The following is a 13,990-nucleotide window of genomic DNA, read 5'->3' as shown; positions in this document are numbered from 1 at the left end:
GAAGCGCGGATCGTCAACCCCTGGTTCCCGGGGTGTTTTCAATGCATTTGTAACCTGCGTCATATCTGCCGTAGAGTTCTGGATCACAGACATCAATTCGATTATCGAACACTAAGTTCTATTATCGAACGCCAAAGCAGGCGGCAGACCGCCACACAACGAAGTGAGGAAAGCCCATGCATTTCCACCATCACGGTTACGTATCCGGTGACCCGCGCGTCCAGCCGGCCGCCGGCGTCGGTATCGACCGTCCCGCTCAGCTTCCTGACGAGGTCGACGTGCTCATTGTGGGCACCGGGCCCGCCGGTATGCTCGCCGCCGCCCAACTGTCCCAGTTCCCGGGCATCACGACCCGCATTGTGGAACGCCGCGCAGGACGGCTCGCCATTGGCCAGGCCGACGGGATCCAGGCCCGGAGCGTTGAGACCTTCCAGGCCTTCGGCTTCGCCGAGCGGATCATCGCCGAGGCATACCGGATCACGGAAATGGCGTTCTGGAAACCGGACCCCGCGGACCCGGCCCGCATCGTCCGCGCAGCCCGTGCCGTGGACGACACGACAGGCATCAGCGAGTTCCCGCACCTGATCGTCAACCAGGCCCGTGTTCTGGACTATTTCGGCGAGTTCATGGCCAACTCACCCACCCGCATCTCGCCTGACTACGGCTACGAATTCCTCGGGCTCGAGGGTGGCGCAGGGGAGTACCCTGTCTCGGTGACGCTCCTCCGCACGGCCGGCCCCGACGAGGGCCAGACGCGCACAGTCCGGGCTAAGTACGTCGTCGGAGCGGACGGCGCGCGCAGCAAGGTCCGGGAGTCCATCGGCTGCACCATGGCCGGCGACCAGGCCAACCATGCATGGGGCGTCATGGACGTGCTCGCGAACACGGACTTCCCCGACATCCGCCTCAAGTGCGCCATTACATCCGGCACGGGCGGCAGTATCCTGCTGATCCCGCGCGAGGGCGGCCACCTGTTCCGCATGTACGTCGACCTCGGCGAGGTCGCCGCGGACGACCGCGGGGCCGTCCGCAAGACCACCATTGAGCAGATCATCGCCAAGGCCAACGCGATCATCCACCCCTACACGCTCGACGTGCGCAACGTGGCCTGGAACAGCGTGTACGAGGTGGGCCACCGCCTCACCGACCGGTTCGACGACGTCCTCCCGGAGGAGCTCGGTACCCGCACTCCGCGCGTGTTCATCACCGGCGACGCCTGCCACACGCACAGCGCCAAAGCCGGCCAGGGCATGAACGTCTCGATGCAGGACGGCTTCAACATCGGCTGGAAGCTCGGCCACGTGCTTGAAGGCCGCAGTCCGGACAGCCTGCTCTCCACCTACTCGGCCGAGCGGCAGGTTGTCGCGAAGAACCTCATCGACTTCGACAAGGTGTGGTCGACGCTGATGGCAAAAAAGCCCGAAGAGTTCGAGAGCCCCTCCGAGCTGGAGGACTTCTATGTTCGCACCGCCGAGTTCCCCGCGGGCTTCATGACCGAGTACGCGCCGTCAATGATCGTCGCTGAAGCGACACATCAGAACCTGGCCACAGGCTTCCCCATCGGAAAGCGCTTCAAGTCCGCGCAGGTGCAGCGCGTCTCCGACACCAACCCGCTCCAGCTCGGCCACCAGGCCACGGCCGACGGCCGCTGGCGCATCTACGTCTTCGCGGACGGGGCTGTGGCCGGAGCGCCGTCGCCGACAACGGATCTCGCCGCGTGGCTGGCCAACGCTCCTGACTCGCCGCTCGCCGCCACCCCCGCAGGGGCGGACCGTGATGCGTGGTTTGACGTGAAGGTGGTTTACCAGCAGGAGCACACGGGCGTCGACATCAGCGCCGTCCCTGCCGTGTTCAAGCCGGAGGTGGGGCCGTTCAAGCTCACCTACCTGGAGAAGGTCTACGGCACCGATCCCACCGCGGACATCTTCGAGCTGCGCGGCCTCGACCGCGGCGGCGTCGTCGTAGTGGTCCGCCCGGACCAGTACGTGGCAAACGTCCTGCCCCTGACGGCGACGGCGGAACTCGGCGCGTTCTTCGCGCCCATCCTGCAGGCAGGCAACCGCGCCCCCGAATTCCAGGATCACGTGGGCTAAGCGACGTCACCGCGCCCTGCCGACGGCGTGGTGACGCTCCCGCCCAGTTGCTTCTGGCCGCACCTCTGACCACCCGCGGAATCCCGCGGGTGGTCAGACGTGCGGCGGGGTCCGGCACCGAGTAACTGGGCTGGAGCGTCGTCCCCGGCACGTCGTACTTTTGTGCGCGGCGAGGACCTCAGCTTGCGGCTGCCTGCGCGGTCCGGTATTCGGCGGCGGCATACACGCCCAGGATGCGCACTTCGGTGGTGAAGAAGCCCAGCTCCTCAAGGGCCAGGCGGACGGGCAGGTCCTCGGGGTGACCTTCGACGTCGGCCATGAACATGGTGGCAGCAAACTCGTCGCCCACCATGTAGCTTTCCAGCCTTGTCATGTTCACGCCGTTCGTGGCAAACCCGCCCAGTGCCTTGAACAGTGCGGAGGGGACGTTCCGGACCCGGAACAGCAAGCTGGTCACCGCCGCTTCCGGCAGGGCCTCCCGCGACGGCAGTTCCTTTTCCCGCGCCAGGACCACGAACCGGGTGGTGTTGGATGGGTCATCCTCCACCCGCGAAGCCAGCACCTGCAAGCCGTAAATCTGGGCCGCCAGCGGAGGAGCGAGGGACAGCTTGGCCGGATCGTTCCACTCCCGCACTTCACGGGCAGAACCCGCGGTATCGCCGGCAATAACAGGCTTCAGGCCGGCACTGCGGATCAACTTGCGGCACTGGCCCAGGGCGTGGATGTGGCTGTGGACCTCAGTGGCCCCCTCGATGGTGCTGCCGGGGATGCCCAGCAGGTCGAAATGAATCGGAAGAAAGTATTCGCCCACTATCTGCAGACGGGATTGTGGCAGCAGGATGTGGATGTCCGCCACCCGGCCGGCGATCGAGTTCTCAATGGGAATCATGGCCAGGGCAGCCTCACCACCGGACACCAGTTCTAAAGCGTCCTCAAAGCTGGCGCACGGGACGCTTTCCAGTTCGGGAAACATCTGTGCGCACGCAATATTGGAATTGGCGCCGGGCTCACCCTGGTACGCAATCTTCTGGACCATGGTCGGTATGGTTTCATGCCGGGAGCCCACATACCCAACTGGCCCGCATTCAGCGTCACGCTTAGGGAGGCTGTCGCGCCGGCACGCGCCACTCAGAGGGGATAACCGGGAGGCCGGGGCGGACGCCCCGGCCTCCCGGTCAGGTTACCGTAGGCCGGTCAGCCGTTGATGACCTGGGGTACGCCGAGGGCCTTGAGGCCTTCGACGCCGAATTCCAGGCCATAGCCGGATTGCTTTGCACCGCCGAAGGGGACCCTCGGGTCAACGGCGCCGTGCTTGTTGATCCAGACGGTGCCGGCCTGGATCCGGGTGGCCACCCCGCGGGCCGCGGCCGGATCGGAGGACCAGACCGAGGCGCCGAGTCCGACGTCGAGGGCGTTTGCCATCGTGACGGCCTCGTCAACCGTGCTGTAGCGGATGATGGGCAGGGCGGGACCGAACTGTTCCTCGGCCACCAGCGGATTGTTGTTGTCGATGTCGGCAACCAGGGTGGCAGGGTAGAAGTATCCGGGCTGGTCCGTGTCCGGGTTTCCGCCGAGGAGGATCTTGGCCCCGGCGTCGCGGGCGGCGTCGACCAGCCGGGCCACGATATCGAACTGCTGCCTGTTCTGCAGCGGGCCGAGCACGTTGGCCTCATCCAGTCCTACGCCCATGGGCATGGCGGCGGCGACGGCCGTGAGCTCCTCGCAGACTGCATCATAGATGTCGCTGTGGACGTAGAGGCGCTTCAGGGCCGCGCAGGTCTGGCCGGTGTTGATGAAAGCGCCCCAGAACAGGCCTTCGGCGATGGCTTTGGGGTCGGCGTCGGGCAGGACAATGCCGGCGTCGTTGCCGCCGAGCTCCAGGGTGAGGCGTTTGACGGTGTCTGCGGAGGACCTGATGATGGCCTTGCCGGTGGCGGTGGAGCCGGTGAACATGATCTTGCCGATCGCGGGGTGTCCGGCGAGGGCCTCGCCGACGTCGCGGCCGCCGGAGACCACCGTGAGGAGGCCCTCGGGGAGCTCTTCGTTGAGGACCTTGGCGAGGGCCAGGACGGACAGCGGGGTGTATTCGGAGGGCTTGACCACCACGGCGTTGCCCATCCGGAGTGCCGGGGCGATCTGCCAGATGGTGATCATCATGGGCCAGTTCCAGGGCCCGATCGCGCCGACGACGCCGATGGGCCGGTGGTGCAGTTCGGCGCGGGTCTCGCCGTCGTCCACCACGGTTTCCGGCTCCATTGGAGTGCCGGCGGCGGCGCGGAGCCACGCCGCGCACGCGCCGACCTCAAACCGGGCATTCGGGCCGTTGAGCGGTTTGCCCTGCTCGCGGGAGAGCAGCCGGGCGAGTTCTTCGGCAGAGCGTTCGACGGCGTCGGCGGCCCTGAGCAGGGCGGCGCTGCGGGCGTCGTGGCCCAACGCTGCCCACTCCGGCTGGGCAGCCGCGGCGGCGGCAACGGCACGCTCCAGGTCCTCCAGCGCGTGCACCGGCGCTTCGCCAACGACGGTGCCGGTGGCGGGGTCAAGGATGGTCCGGGATTGCCCGGAGGTTGGGGCGATCGAGGCCAGGAGGGCGTCGTAGGTTTCCACGGGGGTACTCCACTTCGAGTAGGTGATGCAGGGTAATTGAAGGGCTGGGGGTGTTGACGTGCGGTGCGGGATGGTTCCAGTGCGGCCGCACTGTCACGTCCGAGTGTCCTCCGGCGCGGGGCGCCAGTCTTGTCATTGCGCGAACTGCAGTTGACCCACCGCGAAGGATCGCGACGGACTTGGATGCCGTTGCGCTGAGGAACAACAACCGATCGCTGATCGACAAAAGAGTGACGGGCGTCACCTGCCATGCTGGTTTGCACAGTGCATGCACCCCCAGTTCTCAGACCACCATTTCCCCGACTCATGACCGTTAAGAAGGATCCGATGAGTATTTCAAATTCCGAGACCCGGACCGCGGAAGCCAGTCCCCGCGAGGAGCACTCCACCGCGCTGCGCGCTGGCAGCGTCGGCGTCATGGGCATTCTCTTCTTTGTTTTGTCCGCCCAGGCCCCGCTGACCGGAATCGTCGGGGCGTCACCGCTGGCCGCAGCCCTCGGCAACGGTCCCGGAGCGCCCGGGGCGTATCTCGTGGTGGGCATCGTCATCGTCATCTTCGCGGTCGGGTTCGTGGCAATGAGCCGCAAGATCCAGGCCAATGGCGCCTTTTACGCCTACGTGACGGCAGCCTTTGGGCGCAATACCGGAGCGGGAGCCGCGTGGCTCGCTCTCCTCGCCTACAGCACGGTCCAGGCCGCGATGTACGGGCTGTACGGCGCGGCGTTCTCGGGGCTCCTCGCGTCCGCCGGCATCGTGGTTCCCTGGTGGCTGCTGGCCGTGGTCACCATGGCGGGCGTGCAGGTGCTGGGATCGCTCAACATCGAACTTGGGGCGAGGGTCCTTGCCTTGCTCGTGGGCCTGGAGGTCGCCATCCTGATCATGTTTGGCTTCACCGTGCTGTTTCGGGGCGGCGGGCCGGAAGGAATCAGTCTCGCGGCTTCCTTCTCTCCCGCGGCGATCGCCACGGGCGCCCCTGGCGTCGCCATCATGTTCGCTGTCGCCTCCATGTTCGGCTTCGAGTCAACGGCCATCTACTCGGCCGAGGCCAAGGACGCCCACCGCACGGTGGCCCGTGCCACGTACCTGTCGGTCGGGGTCATCTCGGTGTTCTTCTCCTTCATTTCGTGGATGCTGGTCAGCTACTACGGCCCCTCACATGTCATCGATGCTGCAGGGGCGGCCCTCGAATCCGGCGATTCCACCTCCTTCGTGTTGACGCCGATGGTGGAGCTGTTCGGGCCGTGGGCCGGAATAGCCACCGGCATCCTGCTCGTGACCTCATTGCTGGCCGGCATCATCGCCTTCCACAACGGCATCAACCGCTACCTGCATTCACTGGCGCTGCGCGGGTCGATGCCCGGCGCCGTGGCCCGCACCAACCGTCACCGGGCGCCCGCCGTAGCTGCGCGGATCCAGACCGTGGTCGCATTCCTGCTCGTGGCGCCGTTCGCCCTGCTGTCCCTGGATCCTGTCCTGACCCTCTTTTCCTGGTTCAGCGGGCTTGCCGTGGCTGCGCTCCTGGTCTTGTATATCCTCTGCTCCCTTGCCGTCGTGGCGTATTTCCGGCGCGAAAAGGTTGCCGGCCAGGTGTGGCAGACCAAAGTGGCGCCGACACTCGCCACCTTGCTTCTTGGCTGGGTTCTGTCCCTCGTTGTCAGCAACTTCACGGCACTGATCGGCGGCAGCCCCGAAACGGCCGTGGGTCTGCTGATCGCCGTGCCCATCGTGTTTGCGGCCGGCGTGCTGGTGGAAATCGGCGTGGAGCGCCGGGCCGCACGGCAGGGAGTCCCCGCTTAGCGACCGGCCTTAAATGCAGGGGGCGGTGCCGGACGGATCCGGCACCGCCCCCTGCATCCCTGCTGGCGTTACTGCCGTCGGGTGCTGCCAGCGCAACGGGAACTGTCACTGCGGGAGCGGTGCCCTTCCTAAGCGCCGCGCCGCCAGTCGCTGGGGGATTCGCCGAAGGCGTCCCGGAACGTGCGGCTGAAATGCGCCGCATCCAGGAAACCCCACCGCCCGGCCACGGCTCCTACGGGCAATCCGGCCAGGAGTGGATCCCGCAGCTCGCGGCGCACGCCTTCCAGCCGCTGGGTCCGGATCCAGCTCGCCACGGTGGTTCCGGACTCATGGAAGACGTTGTGTAGGTGCCGCGTGGAGATGAAATGGGCGGCCGCAATCGAAGCGGGCGACAGCAGCGGATCGGCCAGGTTTGCGTCGATGTATTCGCGGACGGATGCCGCCAGCAGGGCCTGCGGCCTCATTCGGTCCGGGGACATGTCCAGTTCCGAATGCAGCATCGTGGAGACGAGATCGAGGGCGTTCGTGGCGAGGCGGGAACCGCTGGGGCCGCTCAGTGCATCCAGATTCTCCGCCAGATGGGCGATGAACGGCCCGACGATCGCGGCGAGGCCTGAGTCAGCGGCCATCCGCACGGCCGAAAGCTGCGCGATGCAGTCCGGCGGCAGGGACAAGGCGTCCCAAGGAAACATCAACACCATCAGGCGGGCGTCGCCCTCGAAGGCAAGTGTGTAGGGGCGGCTGGTGTCATAGATGGAGATGTCGCCCGGCTGCAGGACTGCCTCGCGGTTGTCCTGGATGAGGAGACCGGTGCCCTGCATCTGGAGATTGAGCTTGAAATAGCGCTCGTTGGACTGCGCAATGAGCGCCGGCGTGCGGTGGACCTCATGGCTCGTGGAGGAAACCTCCACGACCGCCACGCGGTCCAGCCTGCGGGCCCTCATGCGGCCGCGGAAGTTGTCCGCATCCCTGCTCGACGCGGCCAGGGGAACGAAGGACTCCGCGACGAGGTGCCTCCAGTGGTCGAAGGAGGCCGCCGTACTGGTGTGGACGGCCTGCCCGGCGGCACTAAGCGATGGGCGGGCTGCAACTGCGGTCATCGAAGATCCTGACGCCGTCGTATTTCGGGGACTATGTCATGGGACACAGTCCTTTCAGGGTAGCGTCGCAGCACACCACTGTCACCTTTTTTCGACAACCGGCGAAAAAAGATTCCCCGCGGGCCTAGCAGGCCAGGAGGGTCAAGAATCCCTCCAGTTGCTCGTTCAGCCCGAGCTCTAGCTGGCCTTCCGGGGCGAGTGCTGCAGCGATCTGCGCGCCGAGGAGGAGGTTGAGCAGTTGCCCGGCCAGGGCGGCGTCGTCGACGGCGGTCGTGACGGCGCCGGCCTGCCGCGCCTCGGCCAGGTACTGCCGCATCGCGGCAAGCCACTGCTCCATCGATTCACGGTGGATGCGGGCCTTGCCGGGATCGTTGATGGCCTTCTGCCAGAACGGAATGACAATCCGGGCCTCGTTGATCCGCTCCTCATCCAGGGGTAGCACCTCGACGCAAAACGCCCGCAGGGCCGCCAGTCCAACCTGCCCGGCGGTAACTGAGGCGATGCGCTCGTTGGTGCGGTTGAAGACGTGCCCGAATGCGAAGGTCAGCAGGTCATCCTTCGTGGGGAAGTACGGCTTGAGGGCCCCGTTCGCGAAGCCGGCCTCGAGGGCGATCTCCCGCATGGTGGCGCCTTCGATGCCCAGCCGGGCGATGATCCGCCAGGTAGCATCCACCAGTTCCAGGCGCCGCACATCATGGTCAACAATCTTTGGCACGCTGGTGATCCCCCGGAACTTTTTTGGCTCGAACTCTTGTGACACATCTTACGTACGGTTATTCTCTGCAACTATAGAAAATAAAAATACGACCTGCCAAGGTCCCGGACAAAAGGCCGTCACGACACTCTCCACAACTGGCACGGTGACGCCGTACCGCCTTGCAGCGGCCGCGGAAATCACGGAAGTCCAAGGCATTCTCCGCGCCGGGGGACTTCTCGGGCCCGAGAAGCGGATCGCGTACCTCGGTCTGCTGGATCCCGCCCGGGGCGCGGCGGTGGATACCGAGGACCGTCGCTTCCGGGTATTCATCCATGATGTTTCAGGCGGCCGTCCCCTGGACGTCGCTGTTTCCGTCACGAGCGGCGAGGTGACCTCCGTCGTCGAGTTGGACAAAGCGTTAGCCGGTGAGCTTCCTGTCCTGGAAGAAGAGTTCGACGTCGTCGAGCAGCTCCTGGCGGCGGACGAGCGCTGGCTTAGGGCGCTGGCGCACCGCGGGCCCGACGTCGGCAAGGTCCGCGTTGCCCCGCTGTCAGCAGGAGTCTTCGAATACCCGGAGGAAAAGGGCCGCCGCATTCTGCGTGGCCTGGCCTTCGTGCAGGATTTCCCCGAAGACAGCGCCTGGGCGCACCCGGTGGACGGTCTTGTGGCGTACGTGGATGTGGTCAGCAGGGAGGTCACGCAGGTGCTGGACCTGGGCGCCATGCCGATTCCCGCCGAGCACGGCAACTACCATGGTGGCGGTGTGCCTGCCGTGTGCTTTGCACATCTGGCGGCAGGGGCGGGTCAGCGCCCTGCGCCGGGTCATGGCCTCGGCAGTGGCGATGACCGGGGTGCACGCAGTCCTGCTCTTGGGCGTCGGGTCCGGAGCGGTGTCGGCGGGCCACGCCCACTACGGAGCCGCCGCCACCGCCGGAGCCGCACCGTCGGGCGCCGGGGCGCTCCTGGCGGTCATTGCACTGGAAATGACGACGTCGCTGCTCGCCGCGACGCTCCTGGCCCGGCTCCGGGTGCAGTCCAGCGGTTGAAACGCGACAGCCAGGAACTCAGTCGTTGAACAGCCCGGCCAGGTCCTCCGCCGTGAGGGCTCCGCCGGAGAGCGCGTCGCCCTCCATGACGTCGGCGAACAGCTGGGACTTCCTGGCCTTGAGCGCCATGACCTTCTCCTCGATGGTGTCCTTGGCGACGAGCCGGTAGACCATCACGTTGCGGGCCTGCCCGATCCGGTGCGTGCGGTCCACGGCCTGCGCCTCCGAGGCCGGGTTCCACCACGGATCCAGCAGGAACACGTAGTCCGCCTCGGTCAGGTTCAGGCCGAAGCCGCCGGCCTTGAGGCTGATCAGGAACACCGGGGCGGCGCCGTTCTTGAACTCATTGACGACGTCGGTGCGGTTGCGGGTGCTGCCGTCGAGGTAGCAGAACTCAATGTTCTCCTCGACCAGCCGCTCGCGGACCTTGCCCAGGAAGCCGGTGAACTGGCTGAAGATCAGGGCCCGGTGCCCTTCCGCCACCAGGTCCTCCAGCTGTTCGAAGAGCACATCGAGTTTGCTGGACCGGACCCCTGACAGCGAAGGATCGATCAGCGAGGGATCCAGGCTGAGCTGCCGCAGCAGCGTGAGGGACTGGAAGATGGTGAAGCGGTTCTTGTTGACGTCGTCGATCAGGCCCAGGATCTTCTGGCGTTCGCGCTGCAGGTGGGTCTGGTAAACCTTCTGGTGCCGCGGGTTCAGCACGACCTCGAGGATCTGCTCCTGCTTTGGCGGCAGGTCGTGGATGACCTGCTCCTTGGTGCGCCGCATCATCAGCGGACGGACCCGACGCCGGAGCTTGTCCAGCTGCGCCTTGTCACCGTTCTTTTCGACCGGTTTCTGGTAGTACTCGGCGAACCGCTTCGGACTGGAAAACAGCCCCGGCGCGACGATCGAGGTGAGCGCCCAGAACTCCATCAGGTTGTTCTCCAGCGGGGTGCCGGTGATGGCCAGTTTGAACACCGCGGGAAGTTTCCGGGCGCACTGGTAGGCCTTGGACTGGTGGTTCTTGACGAACTGGGCCTCGTCCAGGACCAGGCCGGCCCATTCCTTGGAGGCGTAGGCCTCATAGTCGATCCGGAACAGGGCGTAGGAGGTAATGACGATGTCCGCCCCCGCCATTGCTTCCGCAGGGCTGGAGCCGCTTTTGGCGAAGGTCTCGCTGATGGCGCGCACCGTGAGGCCGGGGGCGAACCGTGCGGTCTCTGCCTCCCAGTTTCCGACGACACTCGTGGGGGCGACCACGAGGAACGGGGCCGCGCCCGGCGCGGCAGCGGCGCTGTCCTCCGCTGGTTCCGGGGCAGCGTCAGGGGCGGCCGCGTCGCCGTCGGGGGCAGCAGCAGCCCCTCCGGCCGCGACTTTGGCGGCGCAGATCAGCGCCAGCGCCTGCACGGTCTTTCCCAGGCCCATGTCATCGGCCAGCACGCCGCCGAGCCCGTGGCGGTAGAGGAAACTCAGCCAGTTGAACCCCTCCAGCTGGTATGGGCGCAGCTCGGCGTTCAGCGTTACCGGCAACGGCAGGCCCTTCACCCCGCCTTCCAGCAGCCCGCCGACGGCCTCGCGCCAGGCCGCGGCCTGCTGGTCCACGATGCCGAGCTGGGCCAGTTCATCCCAGAGCCCGGCCTGGAAGCGGCTGATCTGCAGCGGCGCGTCCTTGTTGCCCTGGTTGTCCTGAAGGATGCGGGCTTCGTCAATCAGTGCGCGGAGCTGGTGCAGTTCTGGGAGGTCCAGCGAGAAGTAGGCGCCGCTGGGCAGCAGCATGCGGGTCTGCCCCGCGGCGAGGGCGGAGAACAGCGCCGCGAAGGACACCGGCTGGCCCTCCAGGGTGATCACGATGCCAAGATCGAACCAGTCCCGGCTGTCGGTGGCCTTGGTTGAGATCGCCACGACCGGGGCCTCTTCTGCTTCGCGGTAGTCGGCGATGTCGCCGGCGGTATCCACTGCGACGCCGGGGATCTCACGGAGCCGCGGGAGCAGCTCCTCGGTGAACGCCAGCGTGTCCAAGCCGCTGAGTTCAGCCGATGCTGCCAGCCGCGGTGTGCCCCAGCCGCCCGTCGCGGACTCGCCCAGAGCGGGCACCAGGTCCCAGGGCTGCCCCACGGCTTCGAGAAGCCGGGCCTCGGCAGGGTCGTCCCGATAGCCGTGATCGCCGGGGTGGCGCCACAGCGGCTGGGCGGTGACGAGCTTGCCGGACTTGTAATGCCATTCCCAGTGCAGCCGGACCCGGTGGTCGGCGCCGTAGTTCGCCAGCAATGAGAGCGTGGGAACGGCCAGCTGGGGCAGTTCCACGGACTCATCGGAGGCGGTCACCCGGGCGCTCTGCTTGAGTTTGGGATAGAAGCCGGTCAGGAAGCGGCTCTCGTCCCGGGCCGGAATATGCAGCGTGGTTCCCGCCGTAACGAAGGTCAGGAGCTCCTCGCTGAGTCCGGGTTCCAGCGGGGCGAGCGTGATGACAGAGTCCGTCGGCGCGACTCCGGGCAGGGCGTCCGCTCCGGAGGTCAGGAAGATCCCGTGCGCCGGGCGCCCGATGGTCCCGACGGAAGCCGGATCGACTACCTCACCCTCAACCGTGATGGTAGGGGCGAGGGACAGCCCGCCGCCGTCCCCGCCGCCGGCCGGCGTAACGCCGTCGCCGTCGTTCGCCCCGGCCGGGACCGGTGCGGCGCCGAAACGGGTCAGGTTGAGCCCGACGGCGGCCGGCTGCTCAACGAGCCGCACGGGCTCCGGACCCCGGCTGTGGACGAGGGCGACGCCGACCTTCCGGGCCTGCGCCAGCAGGCTCCACAGGTTCTTGCCGGCATAGGTGTTCAGGCCCAGCCACAGCCCGGTCCCGGCATGCTGGCGGTTGGCCTGGGCGGTGTGCGAGGCGAGGAACTCCTGCATCCACTCGACGTGGGCCTCGTTGCATTCGCGCCGGTAGCTCAGGTAGCTCAGGGTGTTCCAGGAGACATCGCCGCGGATCCACTTGCCCTTGGTTCCCATGATCACGGGACGCGCCTTAAGCTGCCGGACGCTGCGGAGCGGATCTCGGCGGCCGGTGTAGGAGAAATGCGGGGCGGGTTCTTCGATTTCGAACTGCAGCGCCAGTGGGATGCCGTTCGTGGACTGTGTGATTCCCGGCCGGGCGATCAGCGGGCTGAGAGCCTGTTCCCAATCCGGCGCCTCTTGCACCGGCGCCTGCCGGGACAGCCGGCTGGTATCGGCCGGCGCCAGCAACTGGACACGGATCGCCGGGCTGTCTTCAGCGGCGAACAGCAGTGCGGCCACATGCTTGCAGTCCTTCCGGACCGGGCAGCTGCAGACGCCCACGGTGCAGCTCCAGCCGCCCGACTTCCGGACCAGCTTCGCCGTCGTTGAATACGGCACATCGGTGCTGCCCCGCACCTTGCCGAGCATGAGTCCGGTGGCGGCATCGAAGGAAATCCCGGAAACTCGGCTCCCCATGGCGTAGGCAAGTCCGGCCGCGAGGGAGCGGTCGTTGATCGCGGGAGTCTGTATTGCCAGTGCCGCACTCTCGTCCGGATGGGATGGCATGTGCGCACTACTTTCAGCAGTTGGTCATCTGATCCATCTTAGCGAGCCCGGCAGGAGTCCCCGTACCCGGCCGTCGGCCCACGTGGACAACGCGAGGGCGACGTGCACACCGGGACACCCAAACTTCGCCGGACGTTCAGCTCCGGCTCAACCGCGGCGCGGGCAAGGCCCCGTAGCGTGAAGGGGTTCGGAGCGCCACCCGCCTTCAGCAGTGAGGATTTTCCATGAGCAACGGCCTTGCCACCACCCTGCCCGCCACAAATTACGCGCCGGTCCTGCCGCGGGAGAGCATCAACGGCAGCGACGCGGATGTCGTTGACGCGAACGTGGACGTGGTCAACTCCATGTACGCGGAGTTGCTTGACATCGAGGAAATCGCGCCAAACGCACTGCGCAGCTACTACGTTGACTTCTACCTGACGCAGACTCTGGGCGGCGGGTTCGCCCAGTACGTGTTCACCACGCCCGATCGCGAGGACACCGACGCGTACGTCCGGGCGGGGCTCGAAGGTATGGGGGCCACCGCCCACCTGGACCTTTTCAACCGCACCGTCGCCGCCTTCGATTCCCTTTCCGAGGAGGAAGCAGACGCGTACCTTGACGGGGACGCGGACCTGGAAGATGCCACGGACACGGCTGTTCCGGACGCTGTCCGTTTTCTGGAAGAGCTCGACGGCGAGTTCGGAACCCTGCTGGAGACCGAAGACCTCATCGTCCTCAACGCCGCCTGGCTCCGCAGCCAGGCGGACCTCCTCCTGCTGGACGAGGAGGAACTCGACCGCCACATAGCCGAGCGCGTGTCCCGCATCCCGAACTTGGCTGAACGCCAGGCCGAGGCCGCCGAAGACGACCTGCTGGACACCCCGGAATTCGAGATAATCATCCGCGAGCTCTGCGCCGTGGCCGGCCACACGCTCCTGAAGATCACCATGGGCGACCCCAACTATGACCACGACGGCCAGACCACCCTGGCCTGGCATTTCAGCACGGACCAGGGCGAGTTCCTCATGCTGGAGGATGAACGCGAAGCGGTCATGATCCACCCGGACACGAAGGAGATCCTGGCAGCCGTCGAGTTCGAGGACGAGGACGACTGAGCCTGGCCTGCCGCCGCTGCCG

Annotated in this window: 8 protein-coding genes and 1 pseudogene; 4 read left to right on the top strand and 5 right to left on the bottom strand. The window is 66.5% G+C overall.

The window, feature by feature from the left end; translation table 11 throughout:
- The first annotated feature begins 176 nt into the window (after window positions 1–176).
- Window positions 177–2,093 carry an FAD-binding monooxygenase gene (locus J2X01_RS13765; RefSeq protein WP_310058283.1) on the top strand — a complete coding sequence of 639 codons (1,917 nt, stop codon included), beginning with the start codon at window positions 177–179 and terminating at the stop codon, window positions 2,091–2,093.
- A 178-nt stretch (window positions 2,094–2,271) separates the two neighbouring features.
- Here the strand turns inward: J2X01_RS13765 and J2X01_RS13760 are convergent, their stop codons facing one another.
- Window positions 2,272–3,129 (bottom strand): prephenate dehydratase, encoded by an 858-nt coding sequence (locus J2X01_RS13760; RefSeq protein WP_310058282.1) that lies wholly within the window; start codon window positions 3,127–3,129, stop codon window positions 2,272–2,274.
- Window positions 3,130–3,287: 158 nt separating this feature from the next.
- Window positions 3,288–4,697, bottom strand: a complete 1,410-nt coding sequence (locus J2X01_RS13755) for an aldehyde dehydrogenase family protein (RefSeq protein WP_310058280.1) — start codon at window positions 4,695–4,697, stop codon at window positions 3,288–3,290.
- A 327-nt stretch (window positions 4,698–5,024) separates the two neighbouring features.
- On the opposite strand from J2X01_RS13755, the gene J2X01_RS13750 reads away from it, so the two are divergent.
- On the top strand, window positions 5,025–6,494 hold the full coding sequence (locus J2X01_RS13750) for an APC family permease (RefSeq protein ID WP_310058279.1): 1,470 nt from the start codon (window positions 5,025–5,027) through the stop codon (window positions 6,492–6,494).
- Between the two features lie 128 nt (window positions 6,495–6,622).
- Here the strand turns inward: J2X01_RS13750 and J2X01_RS13745 are convergent, their stop codons facing one another.
- Window positions 6,623–7,594 (bottom strand): AraC-like ligand-binding domain-containing protein, encoded by a 972-nt coding sequence (locus tag J2X01_RS13745; RefSeq protein ID WP_310058275.1) that lies wholly within the window; start codon window positions 7,592–7,594, stop codon window positions 6,623–6,625.
- A gap of 124 nt (window positions 7,595–7,718) precedes the next feature.
- Complete coding sequence (locus tag J2X01_RS13740) at window positions 7,719–8,309, bottom strand: TetR/AcrR family transcriptional regulator (protein ID WP_310058273.1); 591 nt, start codon at window positions 8,307–8,309, stop codon at window positions 7,719–7,721.
- 145 nt (window positions 8,310–8,454) lie between these two features.
- Here J2X01_RS13740 and J2X01_RS13735 point away from each other — a divergent pair.
- Window positions 8,455–9,042: pseudogene (locus J2X01_RS13735) on the top strand (primary-amine oxidase); the annotation flags it as partial.
- A 313-nt stretch (window positions 9,043–9,355) separates the two neighbouring features.
- Here J2X01_RS13735 and J2X01_RS13730 read toward each other — a convergent pair.
- Entirely contained in the window at window positions 9,356–12,871 is a 3,516-nt protein-coding gene (locus tag J2X01_RS13730; RefSeq protein WP_310058269.1) for a DEAD/DEAH box helicase, read from the bottom strand.
- A gap of 224 nt (window positions 12,872–13,095) precedes the next feature.
- On the opposite strand from J2X01_RS13730, the gene J2X01_RS13725 reads away from it, so the two are divergent.
- The gene (locus J2X01_RS13725) at window positions 13,096–13,968 is read left to right on the top strand and encodes a DMP19 family protein (RefSeq protein ID WP_310058266.1); all 873 of its coding nucleotides are present in this window, start codon (window positions 13,096–13,098) and stop codon (window positions 13,966–13,968) included.
- Window positions 13,969–13,990: the final 22 nt, after the last annotated feature.

Origin of the sequence: Arthrobacter ginsengisoli, assembly GCF_031456935.1 — a bacterium.
Classification (GTDB): Bacteria; Actinomycetota; Actinomycetes; order Actinomycetales; family Micrococcaceae; genus Arthrobacter; species Arthrobacter ginsengisoli.
This window is presented reverse-complemented; position numbering and strand designations above follow the sequence as displayed.